This window comes from Amycolatopsis sp. N2S4-7 (genome assembly GCF_058119595.1).
The window spans coordinates 3,968,216-3,994,677 of the sequence record NZ_CP172299.1; the positions used below are offsets into that span (position 1 = coordinate 3,968,216).

Annotated in this window: 24 protein-coding genes; 14 read left to right on the plus strand and 10 right to left on the minus strand. The window is 73.1% G+C overall.

What is annotated here, in order from left to right; all coding sequences use genetic code 11:
* Window positions 1-44: 44 nt before the first annotated feature.
* Window positions 45-941: a DUF8017 domain-containing protein gene (locus ACH54P_RS18475; protein ID WP_489914344.1), complete on the minus strand. Its 897-nt coding sequence runs from the start codon at window positions 939-941 to the stop codon at window positions 45-47.
* Window positions 941-2,689, minus strand: coding sequence for a proline--tRNA ligase (locus ACH54P_RS18480; protein WP_489914346.1), 1,749 nt, complete (start codon window positions 2,687-2,689; stop codon window positions 941-943). The genes ACH54P_RS18475 and ACH54P_RS18480 overlap by 1 nt, the downstream gene beginning before the upstream one ends.
* 124 nt (window positions 2,690-2,813) lie before the next feature.
* On the opposite strand from ACH54P_RS18480, the gene ACH54P_RS18485 reads away from it, so the two are divergent.
* The 3 genes from ACH54P_RS18485 to ACH54P_RS18495 all read left to right on the plus strand — a co-directional run bounded on the left by ACH54P_RS18485 (window position 2,814) and on the right by ACH54P_RS18495 (window position 6,494).
* A complete protein-coding gene (locus ACH54P_RS18485; protein ID WP_489914348.1) occupies window positions 2,814-3,164 on the plus strand; it encodes a VOC family protein in 351 nt (116 codons plus the stop codon).
* Window positions 3,165-3,736: 572 nt separating this feature from the next.
* On the plus strand, window positions 3,737-5,575 hold the full coding sequence (locus tag ACH54P_RS18490) for a S1 family peptidase (RefSeq protein WP_489914350.1): 1,839 nt from the start codon (window positions 3,737-3,739) through the stop codon (window positions 5,573-5,575).
* 16 nt (window positions 5,576-5,591) lie between these two features.
* Complete coding sequence (locus ACH54P_RS18495) at window positions 5,592-6,494, plus strand: 2-hydroxyacid dehydrogenase (protein WP_489914352.1); 903 nt, start codon at window positions 5,592-5,594, stop codon at window positions 6,492-6,494.
* Window positions 6,495-6,515: 21 nt separating this feature from the next.
* Here ACH54P_RS18495 and ACH54P_RS18500 read toward each other — a convergent pair whose 3' ends face one another.
* The gene (locus ACH54P_RS18500; RefSeq protein ID WP_489914354.1) at window positions 6,516-7,469 is read right to left on the minus strand and encodes a GNAT family N-acetyltransferase; all 954 of its coding nucleotides are present in this window, start codon (window positions 7,467-7,469) and stop codon (window positions 6,516-6,518) included.
* A gap of 156 nt (window positions 7,470-7,625) precedes the next feature.
* Here ACH54P_RS18500 and yaaA point away from each other — a divergent pair, with 156 nt between their 5' ends.
* A complete protein-coding gene (yaaA, locus tag ACH54P_RS18505; protein WP_489914356.1) occupies window positions 7,626-8,372 on the plus strand; it encodes a peroxide stress protein YaaA in 747 nt (248 codons plus the stop codon).
* On the opposite strand, the gene ACH54P_RS18510 is transcribed toward yaaA, so the two are convergent.
* Window positions 8,359-8,658, minus strand: a complete 300-nt coding sequence (locus ACH54P_RS18510; protein ID WP_489914358.1) for a GNAT family N-acetyltransferase — start codon at window positions 8,656-8,658, stop codon at window positions 8,359-8,361. The two genes, yaaA and ACH54P_RS18510, sit on opposite strands and share 14 nt — an antisense overlap.
* Window positions 8,659-9,077: 419 nt before the next feature.
* A complete protein-coding gene (locus ACH54P_RS18515) occupies window positions 9,078-10,148 on the minus strand; it encodes an NAD(P)/FAD-dependent oxidoreductase (protein WP_489914360.1) in 1,071 nt (356 codons plus the stop codon).
* 84 nt (window positions 10,149-10,232) lie between these two features.
* Between ACH54P_RS18515 and ACH54P_RS18520 the strand changes: the two genes are divergently transcribed.
* On the plus strand, window positions 10,233-10,787 hold the full coding sequence (locus ACH54P_RS18520) for a suppressor of fused domain protein (RefSeq protein ID WP_489914362.1): 555 nt from the start codon (window positions 10,233-10,235) through the stop codon (window positions 10,785-10,787).
* Window positions 10,788-10,791: 4 nt separating this feature from the next.
* Here ACH54P_RS18520 and ACH54P_RS18525 read toward each other — a convergent pair whose 3' ends face one another.
* On the minus strand, window positions 10,792-11,637 hold the full coding sequence (locus ACH54P_RS18525; protein ID WP_489914364.1) for a LysR family transcriptional regulator: 846 nt from the start codon (window positions 11,635-11,637) through the stop codon (window positions 10,792-10,794).
* 83 nt (window positions 11,638-11,720) lie between these two features.
* On the opposite strand from ACH54P_RS18525, the gene ACH54P_RS18530 reads away from it, so the two are divergent.
* Window positions 11,721-12,623, plus strand: a complete 903-nt coding sequence (locus tag ACH54P_RS18530; RefSeq protein WP_489914366.1) for an MBL fold metallo-hydrolase — start codon at window positions 11,721-11,723, stop codon at window positions 12,621-12,623.
* A 6-nt stretch (window positions 12,624-12,629) separates the two neighbouring features.
* Here ACH54P_RS18530 and ACH54P_RS18535 read toward each other — a convergent pair whose 3' ends face one another.
* Window positions 12,630-14,168: a phytoene desaturase family protein gene (locus ACH54P_RS18535; RefSeq protein ID WP_489914368.1), complete on the minus strand. Its 1,539-nt coding sequence runs from the start codon at window positions 14,166-14,168 to the stop codon at window positions 12,630-12,632.
* A gap of 428 nt (window positions 14,169-14,596) precedes the next feature.
* Between ACH54P_RS18535 and ACH54P_RS18540 the strand changes: the two genes are divergently transcribed.
* The 3 genes from ACH54P_RS18540 to ACH54P_RS18550 all read left to right on the plus strand — a co-directional run bounded on the left by ACH54P_RS18540 (window position 14,597) and on the right by ACH54P_RS18550 (window position 18,756).
* Window positions 14,597-15,595, plus strand: a complete 999-nt coding sequence (locus ACH54P_RS18540) for a serine protein kinase RIO (RefSeq protein ID WP_489916506.1) — start codon at window positions 14,597-14,599, stop codon at window positions 15,593-15,595.
* A gap of 326 nt (window positions 15,596-15,921) precedes the next feature.
* Window positions 15,922-17,484 carry a DEAD/DEAH box helicase gene (locus ACH54P_RS18545; protein ID WP_489914370.1) on the plus strand — a complete coding sequence of 521 codons (1,563 nt, stop codon included), beginning with the start codon at window positions 15,922-15,924 and terminating at the stop codon, window positions 17,482-17,484.
* A gap of 111 nt (window positions 17,485-17,595) precedes the next feature.
* Entirely contained in the window at window positions 17,596-18,756 is a 1,161-nt protein-coding gene (locus ACH54P_RS18550; protein ID WP_489916507.1) for an 8-amino-7-oxononanoate synthase, read from the plus strand.
* A 186-nt stretch (window positions 18,757-18,942) separates the two neighbouring features.
* On the opposite strand, the gene ACH54P_RS18555 is transcribed toward ACH54P_RS18550, so the two are convergent.
* Window positions 18,943-19,374, minus strand: coding sequence for a GNAT family N-acetyltransferase (locus ACH54P_RS18555; RefSeq protein WP_489914372.1), 432 nt, complete (start codon window positions 19,372-19,374; stop codon window positions 18,943-18,945).
* A gap of 19 nt (window positions 19,375-19,393) precedes the next feature.
* A complete protein-coding gene (locus tag ACH54P_RS18560) occupies window positions 19,394-20,212 on the minus strand; it encodes a S1 family peptidase (protein ID WP_489914374.1) in 819 nt (272 codons plus the stop codon).
* 166 nt (window positions 20,213-20,378) lie between these two features.
* On the opposite strand from ACH54P_RS18560, the gene ACH54P_RS18565 reads away from it, so the two are divergent.
* Both ACH54P_RS18565 and ACH54P_RS18570 read left to right on the plus strand, forming a co-directional pair.
* Complete coding sequence (locus tag ACH54P_RS18565) at window positions 20,379-21,242, plus strand: M15 family metallopeptidase (RefSeq protein WP_489914376.1); 864 nt, start codon at window positions 20,379-20,381, stop codon at window positions 21,240-21,242.
* 96 nt (window positions 21,243-21,338) lie between these two features.
* Window positions 21,339-22,733: a mycothione reductase gene (locus ACH54P_RS18570; RefSeq protein WP_489914378.1), complete on the plus strand. Its 1,395-nt coding sequence runs from the start codon at window positions 21,339-21,341 to the stop codon at window positions 22,731-22,733.
* A gap of 262 nt (window positions 22,734-22,995) precedes the next feature.
* On the opposite strand, the gene ACH54P_RS18575 is transcribed toward ACH54P_RS18570, so the two are convergent.
* Window positions 22,996-24,204 (minus strand): CynX/NimT family MFS transporter, encoded by a 1,209-nt coding sequence (locus tag ACH54P_RS18575; protein WP_489914380.1) that lies wholly within the window; start codon window positions 24,202-24,204, stop codon window positions 22,996-22,998.
* A gap of 49 nt (window positions 24,205-24,253) precedes the next feature.
* Here ACH54P_RS18575 and ACH54P_RS18580 point away from each other — a divergent pair, with 49 nt between their 5' ends.
* The 3 genes from ACH54P_RS18580 to ACH54P_RS18590 all read left to right on the plus strand — a co-directional run bounded on the left by ACH54P_RS18580 (window position 24,254) and on the right by ACH54P_RS18590 (window position 26,440).
* A complete protein-coding gene (locus ACH54P_RS18580) occupies window positions 24,254-24,937 on the plus strand; it encodes a FadR/GntR family transcriptional regulator (RefSeq protein ID WP_489914382.1) in 684 nt (227 codons plus the stop codon).
* A 92-nt stretch (window positions 24,938-25,029) separates the two neighbouring features.
* Entirely contained in the window at window positions 25,030-25,527 is a 498-nt protein-coding gene (locus tag ACH54P_RS18585) for a hypothetical protein (protein WP_489914384.1), read from the plus strand.
* A 70-nt stretch (window positions 25,528-25,597) separates the two neighbouring features.
* The gene (locus tag ACH54P_RS18590) at window positions 25,598-26,440 is read left to right on the plus strand and encodes a DUF4097 family beta strand repeat-containing protein (protein WP_489914386.1); all 843 of its coding nucleotides are present in this window, start codon (window positions 25,598-25,600) and stop codon (window positions 26,438-26,440) included.
* Window positions 26,441-26,462 lie beyond the last annotated feature (22 nt).

Here is a 26,462-nt window from a genome sequence, read left to right on the forward strand (position 1 = left end):
CCGGGCGATCAGCGGTAGCGGCAAGTGCGCGGCGGGGTCCGGAGTCAGCGGGAGGTGGTCGGTGGCGGAGTCGTCGTGCCGCGGTCCGCCGCCGGGACGAACCGGTAGCTCCGCACGATCCGCTCGAGGTCCTCGCGGATCGTGCGGCCGGCACGGTCGCTGTCCGCGTACGCCACCACCACTCCGGACGTGCCCGCGCTGCCCCCGAACGCCATCGCCGCGACCAGTGCGTGCTTCGCCGCGCATTCGCCCGTGTCCGCCGGGATCACTTCGGCGACCACGATCCGGGCCGGTGCCTTCGTGCCGTCGGCCTTGGTGAGCTGCGCGTCCGTGCCCGCGCCGGGGGTGACCGCCGCGAGCGGGCCGTTGTCCGGGCTGTACGCGCTCACCGCGAGGTCGGTCACCGCCCGGCGGGCCGCCGCGTCGAAGTCGGGCTGCGGTTCGCTCGTGACGCCCGCGCCGCCGAGGTCGTAGCGGCCGCAGAAGTCCTGGCCCAGGAACGCGCTCGTGATCAGCCTGATCCCGGGGACCGCGCCGGTCTTCTCCCAGCCGTGCAGGGTGCCCGGCGCGGGTTCCCAGTTCGGCGGGACGTCGTAGGCGTACGCCCCGTCCTTGCCCGCGACGGATCGCCAGCCGTCCACCACCGCGGGGACCGTCACTCGCGGCGAAGGCGTCACCACCAGCGGCGCGGGCGGCGGCGAAGACGACGCGGGACGCGGCTTCCCGACGCCCAGCGCGTTGAGCACGCCGGCGACCAGGGCGATGAACACCAGGCCGAACCACGGCGCTCGGCGCCACTTCAGCGGCTTCGGCGCCGGGCGGATCCGCTTCGGCTGCGCGCGCGGCGCGTCCGCGGGCTCGTAACCGCCGAACCCGCGAAGCGCCGCGTTGTCCTCGTACCCCGGCGTCGGCTCTTCGGAACGCCGGGAGAACCGCCCCATCAGGACCGGACGAGTTTGACCAGGTGCTCGACGACGGCGTCGACCGCGATCTCCTCGCGCTCGCCCGTGCGCCGGTCCTTGACCTCGACGACGCCGTTGGCCAGGCCGCGCCCGACCACGAGGATGGTCGGCACGCCGACCAGCTCGGCGTCGGCGAACTTGACGCCCGGGGTGGCCTTGCGGTCGTCGAGGATGACCTCGAGGCCCGCGGTGTCGAGCTCGGCGGCGATCTTCTCGGCGCCGGCCGCGACCGTCTCGTCCTTGCCCGCGATGACGATGTGCACGTCGAACGGCGAGACCTCGCGCGGCCAGATCAGGCCGAGGTCGTCGTGGTTCTGCTCGGCGAGCACGCCGACCAGCCGCGAGACGCCGACGCCGTACGAGCCCATCGTGATCCGGATCGGCTTCGAGTCGGGGCCGAGCGCGTCCACCTCGAAGGCGTCGGTGTACTTGCGGCCGAGCTGGAAGATGTGCCCGATCTCGATGCCGCGCGCGGCGATCAGGGTGCCGTGGCCGTCCGGCGACGCGTCGCCTTCGCGGACCTCGGCGGCCTCGATGGTGCCGTCCGGGGTGAAGTCGCGGCCGGCCAGGAGGTCGACGACGTGGTGGTCGACCTTGTCGGCCCCGGTGACCCAGGCGGTGCCGGGGACGATCCGGGGGTCGGCGAGGTAGCGCACGCCGTTGTCCTGCAGCGCCTTCGGGCCGATGTAGCCCTTGACGAGGAACGGGTTCTTCGCGAAGTCGGCCTCTTCGAGCAGCGCCACCTCGGCGGGCTCCAGCGACGCTTCGAGGCGCTTCATGTCCACTTCGCGGTCGCCCGGGAGCGCGACGCAGACGAGCTCCCACTCGGCCGAGCCCGGCCGACGCGTCTTGAGCATGACGTTCTTCAGCGTGTCCGCGGCGGTGAAGGTGCGGCCGAGACCGGCGTTGTTGAGGAAGTTGACCAGCGTCTCGATGGTCGGCGTGTTCGGCGTGTGGTGCACCTGCGCCTCGGGGCGGCCCTCGATCGGCTGCGCGGGCGGCGCGGGTGTGACGACGGCTTCGACGTTGGCCGCGTAGCCGGACTCGGTGCTGCGGACGTAGGTGTCTTCGCCCGTCTCGGCGACCGCGAGGAACTCCTCGGACGCCGAGCCGCCCATCGCGCCCGACGTCGCCTTCACGACGACGTACTCGAGGCCGAGGCGGTCGAACAGCTTCACGTAGGCGTCGCGGTGGGCCTGGTAGGAGCGCTCGAGGCCCTCGTCGTCGAGGTCGAAGGAGTAGGAGTCCTTCATGACGAACTCGCGGCCGCGCAGGATGCCGGCGCGGGGACGCGCCTCGTCGCGGTACTTGGTCTGGATCTGGTACAGCGTGACCGGGTAGTCGCGGTACGAGCTGTACTCGCCCTTCACGGTGAGCGCGAAGAGCTCTTCGTGCGTCGGGCCGAGGAGGTAGTCGGCGCCCTTGCGGTCCTTGAGGCGGAAGAGGCCGTCGCCGTACTCGGTCCAGCGGCCGGTGGCCTCGTAGGGCTCCCTCGGCAGCAGCGCGGGGAACTGGATCTCCTGCGCGCCGATGGCGTTCATTTCCTCGCGCACGACGGCCTCGATGCGGCGCAGCACGCGCAGGCCCAGCGGCAGCCAGGAGTACCCGCCCGGAGCGACCCGGCGGACGTAGCCGGCGCGCACCAGGAGCCGGTGGCTCGGTACCTCGGCGTCCGCCGGGTCCTCGCGCAACGTGCGAAGGAACAACGACGAAGTCCTGGTGATCACTGCGGGGCTCCCTGCGCCGGGCGGGTGTGAAAGTCCCGCTCAGGGTAGTCAATCCCCCGGCCGTGACTCCAACGGGTTACTCGGCGGCCCGTTTTTGTCGGTGGTGGGGGCTAGCTTCTCCGACATGGCGATCCACATGGGCATGATCACGATCGACTGCGCCGATCCGCGCGGTCTGGCGGACTTCTGGACGGCGGCGCTCGGCACGACGGTGGCCCACGACTACGGCGAGTTCGTGATGCTGGCGCCTCCGGAGGGCGGGCTCTCGGTGGGGCTGCAGCGGGTCCCGGAGCCCCGCACGGGCAAGAACCGGGTCCACATCGACTTCAGCGGCGACAACCGCGGGGCGGAGGTGAAGAGGCTGGTGGAGCTGGGGGCGACGGAGGTGGCGGAGCACGAGGTGCCGGGGTTGGCGTGGACGGTGCTGACGGATCCGGAGGGGAATGAGTTCTGCGTCTCGGAGCGGGAGGGCTGAGCCGGGCCCGGGGGGCTGAGGCGGGCGGTTCTGCGGGGCCGGAGGGCTGGGGCGGGCGGTTCTGCCGGGCCGGAAGGGCTGAGCCGGGCGGTTCTGCCGGGCCGGAAGGGCTGAGCCGGGGGCTGGTGCGGCTCTGGTGGGCTGCGCCCGGGGGCGGGCGAAGCCTCGGCGCTCACCTGACCCTGGCGAAGCGACGCCCGCGGAGCGGGCGAAGCCTCCGCGCTCGCCCCCGGCGAAGCGAACTCAGCCCCGGCGAACCCGACCCCGGCGAAGGGGCAAGCTGAACCCGGAAAGCCGAGCCAACCCCGCGAACCGAGCGCCAACAAAAGTCCCCTTCCCAACCGCGAACTTCCCCAACCGGCGCCGAAACCTCCGGACCATCCGCCCACCCCACCGGTGATCGTCCGTTCGGCTCAACCTCGCTCAATCCCTTGCCCCGCCGTCGTTTCGCTACTGGCGACCCGCCAACGCAACCCGCTAGCATCGGCGCGACAGGGAACGGGGGGGTCCTTGGTCCGAGGCGACCACAGCGAATCCTGTTCGCGACCATGCTCGATTTCACAGGGGGATCCATGCCGCCCGTCAAGGGTGTCTTCAGCGCGTCCAGAACCGGCCGGGCGGGGGCTCTGCTCGCCGCCGCCGCGGTGGTCAGCCTGGTGACCGCCGGGCCCGGGGCCGCCGTCACCGGGGGTGCTCCCGCCGCCGAGGGGGCCTATGCCTTCGCCACCAAGGTCGAGGTCGGCGGGGTTCACGGCTGCAGCGGCGCCCTCGTCGCGCCGCAGTGGGTGATCACCGCCGCGAGCTGCTTCCCGGAGAACGCCGGGCAGGCCGGCCCGCCGAAGCTCGCCGCCAAGGCCATCGTCGGCCAGCGCGGCACCGCCGGCGCCCAGCGCGCCGTCGTCGACGTCCTGTTCCGCGCCGACCGCGACCTCGCCCTGGCGAAGCTCGCCGCCCCGGTCGCCGACGTCGCTCCGGTCGCCCTCGGCACCGCCGCCCCGGCGCAGAACGAACCCCTGCGCATCGCCGGCTACGGCCGCACCGCCACCGAGTGGGTGCCCGACAAGGTCCACACCGCGCCGGTCGCCGTCCAGAGCGTCGGCGGCACCACCCTGGCCGTCCTCGGCGACCCGGCGGCCGCGACAACCTGCCAGGGCGACGCCGGCGGCCCGCTGCTGCGCGAACACGACGGCGCCGTCGAACTCGCGGGCCTGCACCACTCGTCCTGGCAGGCCGGCTGCCTCGGCTCGAACGAAACCCGGCAGGGCACCGTCGAGACCCGCGTCGACGACATCACCGGCTGGATCGGCCTCCGCCTCCGCGGCGACGCCTACACCGCGCTGCCCACCGCGCAGCGCGTCCTCGACACCCGCACCGACACCGGCGGCCACAAGAAGCCCGTCGCCGCGGGCGAATCCGTGTCCGTCGCCATCCCGGGCCTGCCGGGCAACGCCAGCTCCGTCGCGGTCAGCCTGGTCGGCACCGGCGGCACCGCGAGCACCTTCCTCACCGCCTACGGCGACGCCCTGCCGACGACGTCCAACGTCAACCTCACCGCCGGCCGCACCGCCGCCGGCATGGCCGTGGTCCCGGTCGGCCCGGACGGCAAGATCAAGGTCCGCAACAACGCCGGCGACATCGACGTCATCGTCGACTACCTCGGCTACTACAGCGCCTCCGGCGAGTCGACCTACCAGCCGAAGGCCCAGCCCGACCTGGTGCTCGACACCCGCAGCTCGCTCGGCGGGCACCCGGGCAGGCTGACCCCGGGCGAAGTCGTGACGGTGCCGGTCCGCGGCGTGGCGGGCGTCCCCGCCGACGCCGTCGCGGTGGCCGTCAACCTCACCGGGACCGAGAGCGACTCGGACACCTTCTTCAGCGTCTTCGCCCAGGGCACGCCCGGCCCGTCGACGCTGAACATCCGGCCGGAGGAGCACCGCGCGACCCAGTCGCTGGTGCGGATCGGCGACGACGGCGCCATCCGCATCTTCCTCCACCACGGCCAGAGCCACGTGCTGCTGTCGGTGACCGGCTCGTTCGTGCCCGGCGACGCGGGCAGCCGGTACGCGGCACTGAGCACGCCCACCCGCCTGCTCGACACCCGCGTCGGCACGCCGGCGCCGCTCGGCCCGGGCGGGATCGTCACGGTCACGGCCGCCGGCCTGCCCTCCGGGGCGACCGCCGCGGCGCTGAACCTCACCGGCGTGCAGCCGAGCACCTCGACGTTCCTGGCCGCCTGGTCGCACGACCTGCCGTACAGCAGCAGCGTCCCCTCGACCGTGAACATCATGGAGGGCCAGAACACCTCGAACGCCGCGACGGTCCGCCTCGGCGCGGGAGCGCGCTTCGACGTCCGCAACTCGGCGGGGTCGACGCACCTGGTCGTCGACCTGCAGGGCTACTACACGCGGTAGCGGGTAGAAAGGCGGCATGAGCGCTCGCGTACTGCTGCCGTGGACCGACATCGACGTGCCGGAGGGGATCGACGCCGCCTATTACGACGGGGTCGAGCCCCCTCCGGCCGATCTCGGCGGGGTCGAGTTCTACGTGCTGCCCTACGACCACGGGCCGGAGCCGCCGAAGCTCATCAAGGAACTGCCGTCGCTGCGCGTGGTGCAGTCGCTCTCCGCCGGCGTCGAGACGCTGGTTCCGCTGCTCCCGGAGGGCGTGCGGCTGGCGAACGGGCGGGGACTGCACGACCTGAGCGTCGCCGAGCACGCCCTCGCGCTGATCCACGCGGCGCAGCGGGACCTGCCGCGGTGGTTCGCGCAGCAGGCCAGGGGCGAGTGGGTGCGCGAGCACACGCGGTCCCTCGCCGACAGCCGGGTGCTCCTGGTCGGCTACGGCTCGATCGGGCAGGCGATCGAACGCCAGCTCCTCGCCGCGGAGGCCGTGGTGACGAGGGTGGCGAGCCGCCCCCGCCCGGACGAGGACATCCACGGCGTCGCCGAACTGCGGGAGCTGCTGCCCGCCGCCGACATCGTGGTGCTGGTCCTGCCGGACAACCCCGCGACGCGCGGCCTGATCGGGCCGGACGAGCTGGCCGCCCTCCCGGACGACGCCCTGCTGGTGAACGTCGGCCGCGGCACGGCGATCGACACGGACGCCCTCCTCGCGGAGACCCGCACCGGCCGGCTGCGCGCCGGACTGGACGTCGTGGACCCGGAACCGCTGCCCGCCGACCATCCACTGTGGACGGTTTCGGGCGTGATCATCACCCCGCACATCGCCGGCGGTTCGGCCTCGTTCTACCCGCGCGCGAAGAAGCTGGCGGCGGAACAGGTGAAGAGGTACGTGCAGGGCGAGGAACTGCTCAACCTCGTAGAACCCTGACCGCGGCGTGCTGTCCCGGAGTCAGGACAGCACGTACACGTGCCATTCGTCGTCGACGCGATAGCCGCACCGCTCGTAGACACCCAGGGCGCGGTGCGCGTTGTCGACGTCGACGTTGAGGGCCGACCGGTCGAACCGCGCGGCCTTCGCCGCCAGGAGCGTGTGGCCGAGCAGGCCGGACGCGACGCCGCGGCCGCGCAGCGCCTCCCGCGTGCCCACCCAGGTGGCGTAGTGCTCGCGGATGCCCGTCGCCTCGGCCTCGGACGCGTAGAAGTGGCTCAGCACGAACGCGAGGACCTTGTCGTCGTCGACGACGAGGAACGACAGGTCGGGCCGGAAGTCCTTCGAGCCGGTGACCAGGTGGCGCCAGGCGTCCGGCTCGTAGCGGGTGCTGCCCCAGTGGCCGGCGAAGGTGTCGTTGCGGGCGTCGAGCACGGCGAGGTCGTAGGCGAAGTCGAACGGCACCGCCTCGACGCCGTCCGGCAGCGGCGGCTGCGGCGGCAGGCCGTCGAGGCCGACGCGCATGTTCACCATCGTCCGGTTGTGCGTGTACCCCGCGCCGGCGAGGACCCCGGCGATCCAGCGTTCGTTCTGGTGGATGCCGTGGTGCAGTTCCCAGGGCGCGCCCGGGAAGGCGCGCTCGCTGACCTCGCGGCTCGTGCGCGTGAACCACTCGACCAGGTGAGCGCCGACGGCGTCGTCCCGGTGCTCCGGGTGCACGACCGACTGGAGCCGGAGCATGTGCACCGGGTTGGCGGCGTCGCGGCGGCGGACCAGGCCGTAGCCGGCGAGCCGGTCGCCCGCCCAGGCGCCGACGGTCGCGCGGGCCAGGTCGATGTTGGGGCCTTCGAGCTCCTCGCGGAGGTCTTCCTCGCTGAAGTGATCGCCCGTCCGGTCGACTTCCTCGGCCGCCGCGTACAGCCGGGTGAGGGCGGGGACGTCGTCGAGGGTCAACGGGCGCCAGGTCAGGTCCATCCCGCGAGGCTAGGCCGGGCGGTGCCGCCCGCGCACCCCGATTACCGATCCGGCCGAAAGCAGGCGGACGCGGTCCGGAGCCGACCCGCTCACCGGCACCCGTTCCGCCGTGGCTGCCGTCCGGATCGGTCACGATCGGCCCAGTACGCTCAGGGCGTGCTGGTGCTCCTCCCCCCTTCCGAAACCAAGGCCGACGGCGGCCGCGGCGGGCCGCTCGACCTCGACGCGCTGTCGTTCCCCGAGCTGAACCCGACGCGCGCGAAGGTCGCCGACGCGCTCGCCGAGCTGGCCGCCGACGTCCCGGCCAGCATCGCGGCGCTCGGCATCACCGAGCGCCAGACCGGGGAGGTCACGCGCAACGCGGAGCTGTGGACGTCGCCGACGATGCCGGCGCTGCGCCGCTACACCGGCGTCCTCTACGACGCGCTCGACGTGAAGACCTTCACGAGGGCCGCGCTGGAGAAGGCGCACCGGCGGCTGGCGGTGACGTCGTCGCTGTTCGGCGTGGTCTCGGCGACCGACCCGATCCCGGCGTACCGGCTGTCGGGCGGGAACTCGCTGCCCGCGCTCGGGACCGTCCGCGGGGTGTGGAAGCCGGTCCTCGAGCCGGTGCTGCAGCAGGTCGAGGGCCTGGTCGTGGACCTGCGGTCGGGCACGTACTCGGCGTTCGCGAAGCTGGGCCCGGACGCGGTGACGGTCCGGGTGGTGACCGAGAACCCCGTCGGCGAGCGCGCGACGGTCAGCCACTTCAACAAGGCGTACAAGGGCCGCCTGGCGCGCGTGCTGGTGACGACGCGCGCGGAACCGTCCACTGTGGAGCAGCTGGTGAAGGTGATCCGGAAGGCGGGGTTGGTGGTGGAGCGCACGGGCGACCACGCGCTGGACCTGGTCACCGAGGGCTGACGAGCCGTTCGAACAGGGCGTCCGAGCTGCGTCGCTCGTCGACCCGGACGAGCCGGAAGCCCTGCCGCCGGTAGTAGGCGTGCAGCCGGGGGTTGGTGGTCCAGGCATCGAGCCGCAGCTTCGCCTTCCCCCGCCGCCCGGCTTCCCCGGCGGCTTGGTCGAGCAGCCACGCACCGACGCCGAGCCCCGCGAAACGCCGGTCCACGGCGAGGTGGCCGACGTAGAGCGCGGAGGCGGGCTCGTCGGCCGGAAGCCAGAGGGAGGGAGCTTCTTCACCGAGGGTCATAGTCCCGACCGGGATCGGCTTCAAACCTTCGCCGGGGTGAGCTTCCGCCGCGACGATCTCGTCCGGCGCACTGGGTACGAAACCCGCCGCTCGCATCGCCTCGGCAACTTCACCCGTCGGCGCCGAACCAGCCGACCCCGACGCGCCGGCCGCGGAAACCCCACCCGGCACCACGCCCGCCGCCCGCACTTCTCCGACGACCTCACCCATCGCCGGCGGTTCTGAGGTGAGGGCCGTCGCCGGGGTCTCCGCTACCCAGAGCCCGCCCGTCTCCAAGCCTGGGCGCAGTTCCTCCGCGCGCCATCGCCCTGCCGCCCACTGGTCGAGCCCCTGCGATCCGAGCCAGTCGATCGCGCCGTCGAGGATGGCCAGCAGAGCCTTCAGGTCCGACTCCGTTGCCGGGCGGAGGCGGTACGCCGTCAGAACCGGTCCGGGGCGAACGGGCTCAGGTCGAAGCCCGGGTCCTCCCCCAGCGCCACCGCCGCGACCAGCTTCCCCGCGAACGGTGCGTTCGTCAGCCCGCCCGCGCCGAAGCCCGTCGCCACTGCCAAACCCGGGCGAAGGAGACCCAGTACCGGGAGGTCGTCGGGCGTGCCCGGGCGGAAGCCGACCCGCGTCTCGGCCAGCGTCGCGTTCGCCAGGCCCGGCGCCACCGCCAGCGCGTTGTCCAGCACTTCGCGCTGCCCGGCGGCCGTCACGCGGTAGTCGAATCCCGACTCCGCCTCGCGCGTCGCGCCCGCGACGACCCGGCCACCGCCGAACGCCAGCAGGTAGTGGCTGCTCCGCGGCAGGACCACCGGCCACGCCACCGTGTCCGTGTCCGGCAGGTCGAAGTGGCTGATCTGGCCGCGGTGCGGCGTCACCGGCAGGTCGATCCCCAGCGGCGCCAGCAGTTCCCGGCTCCACGCGCCGGCCGCGACCACGACGCTGTCCGCCTCGAGCGGCCCTGCCTCACCCGCCACGGTTCCGTCGGCCCGGAACGCGACTTCACCCTCGACGAACTTCGCGCCCCGGCGCTCGGCGGCGACCAGCAGGGCGCGGCGCAGCAGGTGGCCGTCGACGCGGCCGGCGCCCGTCAGGTGCACCGCGCCCAGCCCGGGCGCCAGCGCCGGGAACAGCTCGCGGGCCTGCGCCGGATCGAGCCGGCGGACCTCGCCGACCTCCGGCGCGTCCGCCGCCCGCGCGGTCAGCCGCCCCTGGGCCTCGGCGAGCTCGGCCTCGTCGGCCGAGACGATCATGCCGCCGACGACCTCGAACGACGAGTCCTCCAGTTCCGCGGTGAACTCCCGGTAGTACCGGCCGGCGGCCGCCGCGAGCGGGTACAGCGCGTCGTCCCGGCGCGACGTCCACGGGCTGACGATCCCCGCGCCGGCCTCGGTCGCCGTCCCCGGCCGGGCCGCGTCCGCCACGACCACCTCCGCACCCCGGCCCGCCAGGTGCCAGGCCGTCGCCGCGCCGCCGATTCCGCTTCCGATCACGAGCACTCGCATGCTTCCCACCCTGCCCGATCGTGCCGCGCCCGGGCCAACGGGATTACGCCCCGCACCCGGCCGGTCGGTCGTATGCTGCGCGCCATGCCGAGCCGTGCCGAGCGGTATGTCGCCCATCTCGACACCCTGACCGGGAGCACCGAGCCCCGGCTGCAGCCGATCCCGTCGACCCATCCCGGGCTCGACGACGTCATCGCGTTCGTCTACGCCGACGAGCCGGAGCCGCGCTACCTGACCGGCGCGACGTACGGGCTCTCGCTGGCCGACCACCAGGACTGGCACGGCGTCAAACCGGAGCTGTGGATCAGTGTCCGCTCCGACGACCCGGTCTGGGCGCTGGCCATCGGCTACCTCGCCGAGCAGCTGCGCGGCACCTGCCCGTTCGTCTACGGCGACACCATCGACTTCGGCCAGCCGATCGCCCCCGAGTCCGCCATGACCGCCTTCGCCGTCTCCGCGCCGGCGGGCCTCGACGCGCACCAGTACACGCTGATCGACATCGGGGGCGCGCCGGTCAGCATCGCCGGCTGCTACCCGGTGCACGACACCGAGCGGAAGTACATCCGCGAGCACGGCATCGACGCGTTCTGGCAGCTGGACTGGGACCTCTACGACGTCCGCCGCGCGCCGGTGGTCTGAGCGCTCACCCCCGGTACGCGGCCGCCGCGATCCGCACGAACGACCGGACCAGCGGGCCGGCGTCCGTCCAGGCGACCACCACGGGGTTCGGCGCCATGTCGCGCAACGGCACCACGACCAGCTCCCCGGGCGGCCGGTGCCCGAGCGGCATCAGCCCGACCGTGCCGTTCCAGAGCACGGCCTGCAGGCACTCCTGGACGGCGCGCACCACCGGCCCGTCCCGGGGTTCGCCGCCGTGCCAGTAGGACTGCCAGCGCGGATCGGTGCCGTCCGGGAACCGGAACCAGCGGCGCCCGGCGAGGTCGGCCAGCTCCAGGCGGTCGCGGTGAGCCAGCGGGTCGTCCGCGCGCAGGACCGCGCCCACCGGGTCGGTGCGCAGCTCGTGCACGGTCAGGCCGGTCTCGTCGAACGGCCCGCGGGTCAGCGCGACGTCGACCAGCCCGGCGCGCAGCCCGCACGTCGGATCCGTGAGGTCCGTGTCGCGGACGTGCACCTCGACGCCCGGGTGCTGCCGGCGGTACTCGTCGGCCAGCCGCGTCGCGCCCGGGTCGGCGCTGTCGGCCAGGATGCCGACGGTGAGCGTCGCCGCCCCGGCCGCCGCCGAGACGCGCACGCGCGCCCGGTCGGCCTGCTCCAGCAGCGCCCGCGCCTCGTCCAGCAGCGCCGCCCCGGCCGCGGTGAGCGTGACACCCGCGGCCGAGCGCACCAGCAGGACGGCGCCGACGTCGGCCTCCAGCTGCTTGATCGCCCGGCTCAGCGGCGGCTGGCTCATGTGCAGCCGCGCGGCGGCCCGGCCGAAGTGGAGTTCCTCGGCGACGGCCACGAAGTACCGCAGCGTGCGTAGCTCCATGACCGGCGACGATAGGCGCCCGGTATCGGCGCCACCGAATCGGTCTTGGACGAACCCTCCCGCGCGACGCTGGAATCGAAAGCATGACCGAACTGACCGATCCCGCCGTGCGCGTCGCCGGTGCCCAGGAGATCGCCCCGGACCTGCTGGTGATCCCGAACTCCCGCGTCGACCTCGTGCCGAACATCGGCGTCATCGGCGGCACGGAAGCCGTGCTGGTCGTCGAGACCGGCATCGGCACCGCCAACGCGTCGGACGTGCTCGCCTTCGCGACCGAGGTGGCGAAGGGCCGCCGCCTGTACCTGACGACGACGCACTTCCACCCCGAGCACGCCTTCGGCGCGCAGGTGTTCGCCGGCGAGGCCACGTACCTGGTCAACCGCGGCCAGGCCGACGACCTGATCGCCAAGGGCCCGGGCTACCTGGAGATGTTCCGGGGCCTGGGCGAGGTGATCGCCCGCCGCCTCGACGGCGTCCGGGTGCCCACCCCCGACGTCGTCTACGACGGCGGGTACGACCTCGACCTCGGCGGCCGGACCGTCCGGCTGCGCCCCACCGGCCGCGGCCACACGAAGGGCGACCAGGTTGTCGAGGTGCCGGACGCCGATGTCCTGTTCACCGGCGACCTGGCCGAGACCGGGCAGTTCGCCATCTTCCCGTGGTTCCCGCCGCACGACACGGACGTCTCGGGCGTGGGCTGGCTCGCGGTGCTGGACCGGCTGGCCGCCACCGGACCGCGGGTGGTGGTGCCGGGGCACGGAGAGGTCGGTGACGTTTCCGTGCTCACCGACGTCCGCGACTACCTGCGCGAGCTGCGTGACGAGACCTGGCGACGGCGGGACTCCGCCATGGGCCGGGACGAGACCGTCGCCGAGGTTCGGTCGGTGCTCGTCGAGCGCCACCCGGAGTGGGCCGGCCAGGAGTGGCTCGAACCGGGCGTCGGTTGCCTGTGCACCGAGCACGACGCCCGGCCCGCTCCCGCCTGAACCGCGTTACTCCCGCCGGACGCCGAGGACGGCCATGGCCGCGTTGTGACCGGGGATGCCGCTGACACCTCCTCCCCTCGCCGCTCCCGCGCCGCACAGCAGCACGCGTTCGTGCGCCGTCTCGACGCCCCACCGCCCCACCTGCGCCGGGTCGTCCGCGAACGGCCAGGACAGGTCCCGGTGGAAGATGTGCCCGGCCGGCAGGCCCAGCTCGGCCTCCAGGTCGAGCGGGGTCTTCGCTTCCACGCAGGGTTTCCCGTCCGGTCCGGTCAGCAGGCAGTCCTCGATCGGCTCGGCCAGCACGCTGTTCAGCGAAGCGAGCGTCGCGCGCAACGCCGCTTCACGCGCCTCTTCGTTGCGCCCCTCGAAGAGCCGCGCGGGCATGTGCAGGCCGAACAGGGTGAGGGTCTGGGCGCCGGCCGCTCGTTCGGCCGGGCCGAGGATCGACGGGTCGGTCAGCGAATGGCAGTAGATCTCGCACGGCGGCAGCGTGGGGATCTTCCCCGCCGCCGCCTCGCGAAAGGCCGTCTCCAGCTGGGAGAAGGTCTCGTTGACGTGGAACGTGCCGCCGAACGCCTCGGCCGGCTCGACGTCCGGGTCCCGCAACCTCGGCAGCCGCGACAGCACCATGTTCACCTTCAGCTGCGCGCCTTCCGGCCGGTCCGCCGGTTCTTCACCCAGCAGCCGCGCCAGCGTCGGCGGGGCGACGTTGGCGAGGACGTGGCCGCCCCGGACGACGTGCTCGGCGTCGTCACGCCGGTAGCGCACCTCGCCCTCCGGATCGACCGACAGCACCTCCGCGCCGGTCAGGAGGCGCGCGCCCGCCGCGGACGCCACCGCCGCGAGCGAGCCGGTGACCGCGCCCATGCCGCCGACCGGCACGTCCCAGTCGCCGGTGCCGTTGCCGATCACGTGGTAGAGCAGGCACCGGTTCTGCCGCAGATCCTCGCCCGCCGCCGGGGCGAACGTGCCGATCAGCGCGTCGGTGAGCACGACGCCGCGCACGGTGTCGTCGCCGAACCACGCGGTGAGCGTCTCGCCGATCGGCCGCTCGAACAGCACCGACCACGCCTCGGCGTCGCCGATCCGGTCGCGGAAGTCCACTTCGGACAGCAGCGGCTCGGTGAGCGTGCCGAAGGTGCGTCCGGCGACGCGCCCGGTCAGCTCGTAGAACCGCTGCCACGCCGCGAAGTCCTCTGTGGACCCGGTGAGCGCGCGGAAGGAGGCCGCGGTCCGGCCGCCGTCTCCCGTGTCGACAAGGAGACCCGAGCCGCCCGACGGGGTGTAGGACGACATCCGGCGCCGCCGCAGCTCCACGTCGAGACCGAGGTCGGCGACGATCTTCCGGGGCAGCAGGCTGACGAGGTAGGAGTAGCGCGAAAGCCGGACGTCGACGCCGTCGAACGCGCGGAAGGACACCGCGGCGCCACCGGTTTCACCGCGCCGCTCCAGCACGAGCACCGACCGGCCCGCCCGCGCCAGGTACGCGGCCGCCACCAGGCCGTTGTGCCCGCCGCCGACGATCACGACGTCGTAGCTGTCCATCCGCCCCTCCTCGTTGAGCTTGCCCCTTCATCGTGGTCACGGCGGCGGGGGGAATTCAAGGAAAGGGCACGAACGGTCCGTTCGCGCAATTCGCTTGCGCGGCACCGGAACGGTCCGGCAAGCTGGGCAGGTCCGGCAGGGAGCCGGGTGTGAACGAGCAGGGAGGTGCCTCACGTGATGACTGTCCGGGCCCTTCCGCGCCCTCACCCACCCGCCCCCCGAGGCTGACGACGCGCCCGGTGGGGCATCCCTGACCAAGGAGAAACCCACCAGTGCGCCAGCACGACTTCGAAGACTTCGACCTGTTCGACGAAACGGACCCGCGGACCTCATATGTGGGCACGTGGCTCGACGACGAGGGCGACGAGCAGCCCGCCGCGCACCGCGGACGGACCGACGACGACGTACGCCCCGCCCGTCGGGGACGGATCGACGAGGAAGCGGACGAACACTTCTCTCGTCATGCGCAGTTCGACGACGAGCACGAACACCGTTCCCGCCGCGGGCGAACCAGCGACGGCGAACACTTCTCGCGTCGTGCGCGGTTCGACGACGAACCCGAACCCACCCGCCGCGGCCGGCTCACCGAAGGCGAACGCGTCCGGCTCGCCAAGCTGCGCGACGACGCCTACACCGAAAACCAGCTGCCCGGCGGCGCCGACCGCTGGTCCACCTGGGACGACGCCGAGCACGGCCCGCTCCCCCGGCCGGACTGGGTCGTCACCGAACTGGCCGCCGTCGACACCGATCTCGGCGTCCTCAAGACCGGCAAGGAGGCCGACGTCCACCTGCTGCGGCGCGGGCTGCCCGGCACCCCGGGCACGTTGCTCGCCGCGAAGCGGTACCGCAGCGACGAACACAAGCTGTTCCACCGCGACGCCGGCTACCTCGAAGGGCGGCGGATGCGCCGGTCCCGGGAAATGCGGGCGATGGCGCAGCGCACCGCGTTCGGTCGCAACCTCATCGCCGAACAGTGGGCCGTCGCGGAGTTCGCCGCGCTGGGTCGCTTGTGGACGCTCGGGGCGCCGGTGCCGTACCCGGTGCAGCGCAACGGGACGGAACTGCTGCTGGAGTTCCTCGGCGAGGACGACGGCACGGCCGCGCCCCGGCTGGCCCAGGTCCGCCCGGAGCCGGACGAGCTGGCCGACCTGTGGTTCCAGGCCACCGCGGCCCTCGAGCTGCTCGCCTCCGAGGGGCTCGCGCACGGCGACCTCTCGGCGTACAACCTGCTCGTGCACCGGGGCAGGCTCGTGGTGATCGACCTGCCGCAGGTGGTCGACGTCGTCGCCAACCCCGGCGGCGTCGAGTTCCTGGCCCGGGACGTGCGCAACCTCGCCGGCTGGTTCCACGGCCGCGGCCTCGGCGAGCACGTCACCAACACCGACGAGCTCCTGGCGGAACTCGTTTCCGCGGCCGGGATCGGGTGATCGAGGGGCGGCGTCGCGGCTGTGGCCCGGAACACGTCTGCGACGCCGCCCACAACCGGTGACCTCCATGAGGAGGACCGGCTCCCTCTCGGGTACAGTATGTACAGACCGCAACCGGCGGCGTGGATGAGTTGGTGTCCGTCGCCTCCAGAGCCACCGAATGGCTCGCGGTGATCCGCAACCCCCCAGCGGCGCGCAGTGTCGGCAAGCGATAGACACGGTGTGCCGGGTCCGTCCCTGTGAACGCCCATCGCACACCATCTTGCCCTGCCTGCGCGCGGGCAGCCCGGGCCTCCCTTGCGACGAACCACGTCCGAGAGGCATTTGTGACCGTCACGTTCAACTCCGGCCCTTCCTCGACGTCCGCTCACGCGGGCCGTCCCGACCGCAAGCCGCGCACCCGCCCGGCCGGTGGGGACATGCTGCGCGACGACGCGGTCGAGCTGGTGGCCACCAAGACCTTCGCCGAGCTCGGCCTGCCGGAGCCGCTGCTCCGCGCGCTGGCCGAGGCCGGCATCAACAGCCCGTTCCCGATCCAGTCCGCGACCATCCCGGACGCGCTGGCCGGCCGCGACGTGCTGGGCCGCGCCCAGACCGGGTCCGGCAAGACCCTCGCCTTCGGCCTGGCCATGCTGGCCCGGCTCGACGGCGGCAGGGCCCGCCCGAAGCGCCCCCGCGCGCTGATCCTCGTCCCGACCCGCGAGCTCGCCATGCAGGTCGCCGACTCGCTCACCCCGCTGGCCAAGTCGCTCGGCCTGTGGTGCCGCACGGCCGTCGGCGGCATGGCCTTCGCCCGCCAGGCCGAGGCGCTCTCCCGCGGCGTCGACCTGCTGATCGCCACCCCCGGCCGGCTGTCGGACCACGTCCGCCAGGGCACCGCGCACCTGGGCGACTGCAACTTCATCGCCCTCGACGAGGCCGACCAGATGGCCGACATGGGCTTCATGCCGCAGGTCCGCGAGATCATGGACCTCACCCCTCCGGGCGGGCAGCGGCTGCTGTTCTCCGCGACGCTCGACGGTGACGTCAACCGGCTGGTCCGGCAGTACCTGACCGACCCGGTGACGCACTCGGTCGCGCCGTCGACGGCGAGCGTCACGACCATGGACCACCACGTGCTCCAGGTCTCGCACCAGGACAAGCAGGACGTCATCACGCAGATCGGCGCCCGAGAGGGCCGCACGATCATGTTCGTGCGCACCAAGCACCACGTCGACCGCCTCGCCGAGCGCCTGCGCGAGCAGGGCGTGAACGCGGCGGCGCTGCACGGCGGCAAGACGCAGGGGCAGCGCAACCGCGTCCTCGCCGACTTCAAGGAAGGCCACACCCCGGTGCTGGTCGCCACGGACGTCGCCGCGCGCGGCATCCACGTCGACGACATCTCGCTGGTGCTGCACGTCGACCCGGCGGCCGACCACAAGGACTACCTCCACCGCGCGGGCCGCACGGCGCGCGCCGGGGCGTCCGGGGTTGTCGTCACGGTCGTGACCAACGACCAGCGCCGCATGGTCAAGCGGATGACCGACCGGGCCGGCGTCCGCGCCGAGTCCACGATGGTTCGTCCGGGCGACGCCGAGCTGACCCGCATCACCGGCGCCCGCGAGCCCAGCGGCGAGCCGGTTGTCGAGCGTCGGCGCGAGAGCCCGCGTCGCGGCGGCGGTGGCTTCCGCGGCGACCGCGGCTTCGGCGGCTCGAGCCGTGGTGGCGAGCGCAGCTACAGCGACCGCGGCGGCGACCGTGACCGCGGTGGCGACCGTGGCAGCTACGGCCAGGGCTCGCGCGAAGGCCGTCCCGGCGGCTTCGGCGGCCGCGGCCGTCAGCCCCGCTCGGGCAACGGCGGTGGCTACGGCCGCCCGAGCCGTGGCCCGCGTCGCGGCTACGACAGCTGATTTCCCCTGGAAGCCCCGGACCGGTGGTCCGGGGCTTCCGGCGTTTCCAGGGCCCGCTTCGCCGCCGCGCGAGGTCCGGGTGGGAGACTGCGGGACGTGACTACGCCGCCGATGCCCCCGCCCGACCAGGTTTTCGACTGGCTCGACACCGAGGCGGAGAAGCGTGCGAACGCGGGACTCGTGCGGCAGCTGCGGCCGCGTCCCGCGCGGGCGGACGAGCTGGATCTGGCCGGCAACGACTACCTCGGGCTGGCCCGCGACAAGCGCGTCGCCGGGGCCGCCGCGGCCGCCGCGCTGCGGTGGGGCGCCGGCTCGACCGGGTCACGGCTGGTCACCGGGTCGACCGAGCTGCACACCGAGCTGGAGCTGGAGCTCGCCCGGTTCTGCGGCGCGCAGGCGGCGCTCGTGTTCTCGTCCGGCTTCACGGCGAACCTCGGCGCGGTGACCGCGCTGTCGGGAGCCGAGTCCGCGATCGTCACCGACAAGTACATCCACGCGTCGCTGATCGAGGGCTGCCGGCTGTCGCGGGCCGACGTCGCCGCGGTCGCGCACTCGACGCCGACGGCGTTCAAACACGCGCTGGCGACCCGGCGCAAGCCGCGGGCGCTGGTGGTGACCGACTCGGTGTTCTCGGTCGACGGCGACCTCGCCCCGCTCGGCGAGCTGGCCGGGCTCTGCCGCGAGCACGGCGCCGCCCTGCTGGTCGACGACGCGCACGGCTTCGGCGTCCTCGGCGAGGGCGGCCGCGGCGCGGTCCACGCGGCCGGGCTCTCGGGCGCGCCCGACGTCGTCACGACGTTGACGCTGTCGAAGTCCCTCGGGGCTCAGGGCGGCGCGGTGGTCGGGCCGCGGCGCGTGATCAAGCACCTGATCGACACGGCTCGCAGTTTCATCTTCGACACCGCCCTCGCGCCCGCCAGCGCCGCTGCCGCGCTCGCCGCGTTGCACGCGCTGAAGGAGGAGCCGGGGCTGGCGGGCAAGGTTGTCGAGAACGCGGGGAACCTGGCGATGTCGTTGAAGGCGGCCGGGTTGAAGGCGAGCCTGCCGGACGCCGCCGTCATCTCGGTCCAGGCGCCGTCCGCGGAGGCGGCGGTGGCGTGGGCCGCGGCGTGTGCGGAGCAGGGCATCCGCGTCGGGTGCTTCCGGCCACCGTCGGTGCCGGACGGCATTTCCCGGCTGCGCCTGACCGCGCGAGCCGACCTCACGGAGTCCGATGTGGACCGTGCGGTGAAGGTGATCACCGCGACGGCACCGCGGGGCGCGACCGCCTGAGCCGTACCTGGACGGTCGGCTCGCGTACCTGGACGGTCGGCTCGCGTACCTGGACGGCCGACACGCGTACCTGGACGGCCGACACGCGTGATCGGGGGCCGATCTCGCGTGATCGGGGACGGAACTCGCGTGATCAGGCGCGGGACTCGCGTGCTTGAAGGCGGATCTCGCGTGATTGGGCGGGCATCAGGCGGGGCGGCGCATGCGGATGTGGGGGATTCCGTCTTCGTCCGTGTACTCCGCGCCTTCCGCGACGAAGCCGTAGCGCGCGTAGAAGCCTTGGACGTACGTCTGGGCGTCCAGGACGTACTCGCCCGGGACCGTCAGGGCCGCCTCCATCAGGCGGGCCGCCAGGCCGCGGCCGCGGGCGGAGGCGGCCGTCACCACCCGGCCGATGCGGCGGACGCCGTCCGGGTCGAGCAGGACCCGCAGGTACGCCGTGACCCCCGTGTCGCCCTCGAACCACAGGTGCCGGGTGTCCGGGCGCAGGTCACGGCCGTCGAGTTCGGGGTACGCGGCCTTCTGTTCCACCACGAAGACGTCCACGCGCAGGCGGAGGATGTCGTGCAGCTGGGCGGCGGTCAGCTCGGGGCCGGTCGCGTCGTGCAGGGTCGGCATACCCCTGCTTACCACGCGCTCAGCCGAGGAGCGTGCGGGGCTTGGCCTGGGCCTTGACGTCGTCCGCGTACGCCGAGACACGCGTGTAGACGCCCGGCTTGCCCGCCTTGGCGCAGCCGTCGCCGAAGGACACGATCCCGATCAAGGTGTCCCCCACGACGAGCGGGCCGCCGGAGTCGCCCTGGCAGGCGTCGACGCCGCCCTCGGCGTAGCCCGCGCAGACCATGCTCCGCTGGTCGTAGACGGTGTAGTCGGCGCGGCAGTCGCTGTCCGAGACCACCGGGACCCGGGCGCTGCGCAGGTAGTCGGACCGGGCTCCGCCGTCGGCGGTGCGGCCCCAGCCGAGCACCGTCGCTTCGGTGCCCGCGCGGTACGACGCCGTGTCGCCGCCCTCCGGCAGCTTCGCGGGCCGGTAGTCGAGCTGGCCGCGGACGGTCAGCACCGCGATGTCGTCGCCCTGGGTCGGGTCGGTGTAGCCGCTGCCGACCCACACCTTCGACACGCTCAGCACCTGGCCGTCGGTGGTGCGCTTGTCCTCGCGGCCGGCCACCACGCGGACGTCCTGCTTCGCGACCGCCTTGGCGCAGTGCGCCGCCGTCGCGACCGCCGTGGAGCTGACGATCACCGCGCCGCAGTACTGGTTGCCGCTCGCGTCCATCAGGTACACCGCGTACGGGTGGTCGGCGAGCGAAGCCTTCTCGCCGCCGACGATGCGCGGCTGGTTGGCGGAGGCCGGGTCCGCCGAAGCCGTGCCCACCACGACCGGGACGGTCACCGCGGCGACCGCGAGGAGCGCTCCGCTCACGAGCAGCAGGGATCGGCGGGACTTCACGGACATGGGTCTTTCCCCTCGTCAAACCAGCACAAGACAAAGCACTCGGCACCCGGATGACTCCGGTGCGTGAACGAGCGGCCCTGAATACCCTAATCCGAGTGGGCTCGAAACGGTGTCACTGGAACGGGTGGACTCCGCGCCCACCGAGCGATTCTGCGAAGCTGGCCGGATGCGGCGGAGAGCGACAGCGGTGGCGGGGGTGGCGCTGGCCCTCGCTTTGAGCGCGTGCTCCTCCGAGGTGCCGTCGACGCCGCTGCCTGCGCTTTCGACCCCGTCCTCGACCCCGGCCCCGCCCCGGGCGACGGCCCCGCGGACGACGGCGTCGAGCGCACCCGCCGCGACCTGGCAGGTGGGTGCCCGTCCCCTCCCCCGCCGTCCCGACGGCTTCGGTGAGGTCGAGCCGACTCCACCCGAACTGGTGAACCGGGCACTTCCGACAAAAGACCTCCTGCCGCCGCCGACCGGGGACACCTACGCCGCGACGATCAGCGCGGTCCCGGCGGCCGTCCTCGCGCGCAGCACCTGGCAGCCCGCCTGCCCGGTCAAGGCCACCGACCTGCGCTACCTCACCATGGCGTTCTGGGGCTTCGACGGCCGCGCGCACACCGGCGAAATGCTGGTCGACGCCTCCGCCGCGACCGGGATCACCCAGGTGTTCGGGAAGCTCTTCGCGGCGCGGTTCCCCCTGGAAGAGATGCGGGTGACCGCGCCCGCCGAGCTCACCGCCCCGCCGACCGGCGACGGCAACTCGACCAGCGCGTTCGTCTGCCGCCCGGCGCGCGGGCAGACGACGTGGTCGGCGCACGCGTACGGGCTCGCCGTCGACGTCAACCCGTTCTGCAACCCCTACACCCAGGGCGACCTGGTGCTGCCCGAGCTGGCCTCGGCCTACGTCGACCGGGCGCGCGCCCGGCCGGGCATGGTGCTGGCCGGCGACGCGACCGTGCGCGCCTTCGCGGCGATCGGGTGGAGCTGGGGCGGCTCCTGGCGCAGCCCCAAGGACCGGATGCACTTCACCGCGACCGGTCACTGACCACGTAATACGACGTTAAGCACAAGCGGGAACACCCGCTCCGCGAAGGCGGTTGGCTAGGGTGAATCGACCGGAACCGAACCCGCGGAGGATGCAGTGCCCCACTACGACCTGGTGATCGTCGGGACGGGATCGGGGAACTCCATCCTCGGGCCCGATTTCGCCGGCAAGAAGACGGCGATCGTGGAGAAGGGCACCTTCGGCGGCACCTGCCTGAACGTCGGCTGCATCCCGACGAAGATGTTCGTGTACGCCGCCGACGTCGCATACACGCCTTCGCACAGCGCGAAGTACGGCGTCGACGAAGAGCTGAAGGGCGTCCGCTGGCGCGACATCCGCGACCGGATCTTCGGCCGGATCGACCCGATCGCCGAGGGCGGCGCGGAGTACCGCCGCAGCCACGAGGACAACGCGAACGTCGACGTCTACGAGGGCACCGGCCGCTTCACCGGGCACAAGGAGCTGCGCGTCAGCTTCGCCGACGGGCGCCCCGACGAGGTGCTGACCGCCGACAAGTTCGTGCTCGCCGCGGGCGGGCGTCCGGTCATCCCGGAGATCCCGGGCCTGGACACCGTGGACTACTACACCTCCGACACCGTGATGCGGCTCGACGAGCTGCCCGAGCGGATCGTGATCCTCGGCGGCGGGTACATCGCGGCCGAGTTCGCGCACGTCTTCGCGTCCTTCGGCGTGCAGGTCACGCTGGTCAACCGCTCCGGGCGGCTGCTGCGCTCGGAGGACGAGGACGTCAGCGCCCGCTTCACCGAGCTGGCCGCCGAGCGGTTCGACGTCCGCCTGGACCGCAAGACCGTGCGGGCGCGCAAGACCGGCGGCGGAGTCGCCCTGGACCTCGAAGGTCCGCAGGGCGCCGAAACGGTCGAGGGCGACGTCCTGCTCATCGCGACCGGCCGGAAGCCGAACTCCGACCTCCTCGACGTCGCCGCCACCGGCGTGACCACAGTGGACAGTGGACACGTCGTCGTCGACAACCACCAGGAAACCGTGGTCGAGGGCATCTACGCGCTCGGCGACCTCTCGTCGCCGCACGAGCTCAAGCACGTCGCCAACCACGAAGCCCGCGTGGTGCAGCACAACCTGGTGCACCCGGACGAGCCGATGACGGCCGACCACCGGTTCGTGCCGCACGCGGTGTTCACCCACCCGCAGATCGCGTCGGTCGGGCTCACCGAGCAGGCCGCGCGCGAGCGCGGAGTGTCCTATGTGGTCTCGAAGCAGGACTACGCCGGGATCGCGTACGGCTGGGCGATGGAGGACACGACGGGCTTCGCGAAGCTCCTGGCCGACCCGGCGACCGGGCAGCTGCTCGGCGCGCACATCATCGGGCCGCAGGCGTCGTCGGTGATCCAGCCGCTCATCCAGGCGATGAGCTTCGGCCTGGACGCGCGGCAGATGGCGCGCGGACAGTACTGGATCCACCCGGCGATGCCGGAGCTGATCGAGAACGCCCTGCTCAGCCTGCCCTTGGACTGAAGCCGCTGGTCCGTGAAGGCCACCCTCGAGGTGGCCTTCACGTCCCCCCGGCGAGGGCGTGCCCGCGGCGGGCCGAGCAACGCGGCGAGCGAGCCCGGCGGCACCTCGAGGGCGGCTGCGGCCGGACTGCCAGTAGCTCAGCCGCGGGCGCGGATGGCCGCGCGCAGGGCGGCGTCGAACGGGCCGTCGCGCAGCAACCCAGCACGGCCACCGGGCGGTCCTAAGCAGCGTCGCCGCAGCGAAGGGCGTTAACAGTCAAGACTCAGACGAACCGGTGACGGCCCGCGAGCACGCCGAACACCAGCTGGACCCCGAGCAGGCCGAGCAGCATCGCCAGCGGCACGGTCCAGCCGCCCGCGAGGTCGTGCAGGAGGCCGAACAGGAACGGCCCGAGCGCGGCGAAGAGGTAGCCGAAGCCCTGCGCCATCCCGGACAGCCGGGCGGTGTCCGCGCCGGTGCGGGCGCGCAGCGCGATCACGGTCAAGGCCAGCGAGAACACGCTCATCCCGAGGCCGACGAGGACGCTCCAGAGCAGCGGCGACCACGACGGGGCCAGCATCAGGCCGGTCGTCCCCGCGAAGCCGAGCACGCCGAGGCCCACGATCCACGGGCCCTGCCCGTGCTGGCGCGCGGCCATCGGCGCGACGAAGAGGCTGATCGGCACGGCGATCAGCGAGACCAGGCCGAACAGCAGCCCGGCGTCGTCGCGCGGCACGCCGGCGTCCATCAGGACCTGCGGGAACCAGCCCATGGCCGCGTAGGCGTAGAACGCCTGCAGGCCGAAGAAGGCCGTGACGATCCAGGCCAGCCGGTTGCCCAGCAGCGACCGGCCGCCCTGGGCGGCGTCGGTGTGGCGCGGGGCCCGGCCGGTGCCGCGGGCCGCGAGAAGCCACGCGAAGAGGGCGACGACGGCCAGTGCGGCCCAGCCGCCCAGGGCCGGGCGCCAGCCACCGAAGGCGTCGCCGAGCTGCGGGGTCACCGCCGACCCGAGTGCGCCGCCACCCTGCAGGGCGGCGGTGTAGACGCCGGTCAGCAGGCCGATGCGGGCCGGGAAGGAGTCCTTGATGACCACCGGGATGAGCACGTTGATCAGGGCGATCCCGGCGGTGGCGACGAGCGTCCCGCCCAGCACCACCAGCGGGCCGTCGAGCACGCGCAGCACGAGCCCGGCCGCCAGGGCGCCCAGCGCGAGCGCGATGGCGGCACCGACCCCGGCCCGGCGGGCGAGCAAGGGCGCGGCCAGCCCGGCGCCGGCGAAGCAGAGCGTCGGCAACGTCGTGAGCACGCCGGCCCAGACCACGGACGCACCCAGGTCCTGGCGCATCTCGGCGAGCATGGGGCCGACGCCGGTGATGGCCGGGCGCAGGTTGAGGGCGGTGAGCACCACCGCGACCGCGAGCAGGGCCCCGGCAGCGACCACACCCGGGGTCCGGATCGCCACGGCGTCGTCGAGTTCGGAATCCACGCGCATGCCCGCTACTATTACATACGTAGGATGATTGGATGAAGGGATCAGTGCTGTGCCTCTGGCCACCACCCGGCGGGCAGGCCTCGTCGACCAGGTCATCGAACAGCTGCGGACCGCGGTCACGCAGGGCGAATGGCCCATCGGCGAACGCATCCCCACCGAGGTCGAGCTCGGCGAGCAGCTCGGCGTCGGGCGCAACACCGTCCGCGAAGCCGTCCGCGCGCTCGCGCACACGGGAATCCTGGAAGTCCGGCAGGGCGACGGCACCTACGTGCGCGCCACCAGTGAGGTGTCGGGCGCGATCCGCCGGCTCTGCGGCTCGGAACTGCGCGAAGTCCTGCAGGTCCGGCGCACCCTCGAGGTCGAAGGCGCCCGGCTGGCCGCCGTAGAGCGGACCGAGGAGGAAGTCGCGGAACTGTGGTCCCTGCTCGCCCGCCGCGAGGTCGAACTGCGCGAAGACCGCTGGGTGGACTTCGCGCGCACGGACGCGGAGTTCCACTGCGCCGTGGTGCGAGCCGGGCACAACCGGCTGCTCACCGAGCTCTACCGCGGGCTGACCGAGGTCATCACGGCCAGCGTCGCGACGACGGCCGGCATCACGCCGGGCGCCGAGCACGCTCCCGAAATCGGCCACGAAGGCCTGGCCGGCGCCATCGCCGAGCGCGACCCGGACCGCGCCGCCGCCGAGGCGTGCGGGTTCCTGGACGAGCTGCTGGAGCGCATCGAACGCGCCTGACCAGCGTTTTCTCTCGCCATGGCATCACCGACAACCCCTAAGGGTGCCAATTCAGGGTTGTCGTGGTGCCACCGTGGTGCCACAGTAGTGCCATGGACCTGACGCCCTTCGTGGACGGACTCCGCCGGGAGCTCGCGGTCGCCGCCGAGGCGGCGGGCGAGGACGCCGTCGCCCTCGCCGAGCGGCTCACCGCGCCGCTCGAGTCGGCGATCCGGCTGACCCTGCTCGACGCCCTCTCGACCGCGGCCGACGAAATCACCCGTGACCTCGCGCCCGGTTCCGTCGAAGTGCGCCTGCGCCGCCGTGAGGCCGAGTTCGCCGTCTCACTGCCCACCGCGCCCGAGCCGGCGCCCCAGGAAGCCCCGCCGCCCCCGCCCTCGCCGGACGCGGACGACGGCGCCGTCTCGCGGATCAACCTGCGGCTGCCCGAGCAGCTCAAGCTGCGGGTCGAGGAGGCGGCGAACCGGGAGCGGCTCTCCATCAACGCCTGGCTCGTCCGCGCCGCGACGAGCGCGCTCGGTTCCGACAAGGGCCGCACCACCCACCGGCGATCCGCGTACGGCGAGAAGTACACCGGCTGGGTCCAGTAACCCGCTCTTTCCCCCTTCACGTCTCCGGCCTGCGGAGACGCCACCCCGAGCACCCCAGGAGGGCGCAGCCATGCCTGTTTTCGCCACCCCCGAGCCGATCACGGCCACGATCGACGTCAGCATCGCCGACGTCCGGATCGTCGCCTCCGACCGCGTCGAAACCACCGTCGAGGTCGAACCGGCCGATCCGGGCGAACCCGAGGACGTCAAGGCCGTCGCCAAGACCCGCGTCGAGTTCACCGGCGGCGAGCTGCTGGTCAAGGGCCCGAAGTACGCCACCCGGATCTTCGGCAAGGCCGGTTCGCTGCACGTCACGATCGAGCTGCCGGCCGGCTCGCGGATCCGGGGCACGTCCGCGATGGGCGACTACCGGGTCAGCGGGCGCATCGGCGACAGCCGCATCAAGACGTCCGTCGGCGACATCCACCTCGACGAGGCCGCCCGGCTCGAGGCGCACACGGCGACCGGGGACGTCTTCGTCGACCGGGCCACCGGGTTCGCCGAGGTCCACACCGGCTCCGGCGAGCTGCGCATCCGCGAGATCGACGGCACGGCGGTGCTGAAGAACTCCAACGGCGAAACCCGCGTCGGCGAGGTGACCGGCGACCTGCGCGTCGGCACCGCCAACGGCGACATCCACGTCGACCTCGCCCACGCCGGCGTCCACGCCAAGACCGCCGCCGGCGACATCCGGATCGGCGAGGTGATCCGCGACCGGGTCGTCCTCGAGACCGCCGTCGGCGAGATCGAGGTCGGCGTCCGCGAGGGCAGCGCCGCGTGGCTCGAGCTCAACTCCCTGACCGGCTCCGTGCGCAACACGCTCACGCCCTCCGACGGGCCGGGCGGGACCACCGAGACGGTCGAGGTCAAAGCCCACACCTACACCGGCGACATCGTCATCCGCCGGGCCTGAGACTCCACAAGACAAAGGGGAA

Bases quoted from the DNA above. Each gene is read 5' to 3' on its own strand.
- ACH54P_RS18475 (WP_489914344.1), bottom strand. From the start codon at position 941: ATGGGGCGGTTCTCCCGGCGTTCCGAAGAGCCGACGCCGGGGTACGAG.
- ACH54P_RS18495 (WP_489914352.1), top strand. From the start codon at position 5,592: ATGAGCGCTCGCGTACTGCTGCCGTGGACCGACATCGACGTGCCGGAG.
- ACH54P_RS18500 (WP_489914354.1), bottom strand. From the start codon at position 7,469: ATGGACCTGACCTGGCGCCCGTTGACCCTCGACGACGTCCCCGCCCTC.
- ACH54P_RS18565 (WP_489914376.1), top strand. From the start codon at position 20,379: ATGCGGCGGAGAGCGACAGCGGTGGCGGGGGTGGCGCTGGCCCTCGCT.
- ACH54P_RS18485 (WP_489914348.1), top strand. From the start codon at position 2,814: ATGGCGATCCACATGGGCATGATCACGATCGACTGCGCCGATCCGCGC.
- ACH54P_RS18490 (WP_489914350.1), top strand. From the start codon at position 3,737: ATGCCGCCCGTCAAGGGTGTCTTCAGCGCGTCCAGAACCGGCCGGGCG.
- ACH54P_RS18555 (WP_489914372.1), bottom strand. From the start codon at position 19,374: ATGCCGACCCTGCACGACGCGACCGGCCCCGAGCTGACCGCCGCCCAG.
- ACH54P_RS18560 (WP_489914374.1), bottom strand. From the start codon at position 20,212: ATGTCCGTGAAGTCCCGCCGATCCCTGCTGCTCGTGAGCGGAGCGCTC.
- ACH54P_RS18520 (WP_489914362.1), top strand. From the start codon at position 10,233: ATGCCGAGCCGTGCCGAGCGGTATGTCGCCCATCTCGACACCCTGACC.
- ACH54P_RS18585 (WP_489914384.1), top strand. From the start codon at position 25,030: ATGGACCTGACGCCCTTCGTGGACGGACTCCGCCGGGAGCTCGCGGTC.
- ACH54P_RS18510 (WP_489914358.1), bottom strand. From the start codon at position 8,658: ATGACCCTCGGTGAAGAAGCTCCCTCCCTCTGGCTTCCGGCCGACGAG.
- ACH54P_RS18575 (WP_489914380.1), bottom strand. From the start codon at position 24,204: ATGCGCGTGGATTCCGAACTCGACGACGCCGTGGCGATCCGGACCCCG.
- ACH54P_RS18590 (WP_489914386.1), top strand. From the start codon at position 25,598: ATGCCTGTTTTCGCCACCCCCGAGCCGATCACGGCCACGATCGACGTC.
- ACH54P_RS18550 (WP_489916507.1), top strand. From the start codon at position 17,596: ATGCCCCCGCCCGACCAGGTTTTCGACTGGCTCGACACCGAGGCGGAG.
- ACH54P_RS18515 (WP_489914360.1), bottom strand. From the start codon at position 10,148: ATGCGAGTGCTCGTGATCGGAAGCGGAATCGGCGGCGCGGCGACGGCC.
- ACH54P_RS18535 (WP_489914368.1), bottom strand. From the start codon at position 14,168: ATGGACAGCTACGACGTCGTGATCGTCGGCGGCGGGCACAACGGCCTG.
- ACH54P_RS18525 (WP_489914364.1), bottom strand. From the start codon at position 11,637: ATGGAGCTACGCACGCTGCGGTACTTCGTGGCCGTCGCCGAGGAACTC.
- ACH54P_RS18530 (WP_489914366.1), top strand. From the start codon at position 11,721: ATGACCGAACTGACCGATCCCGCCGTGCGCGTCGCCGGTGCCCAGGAG.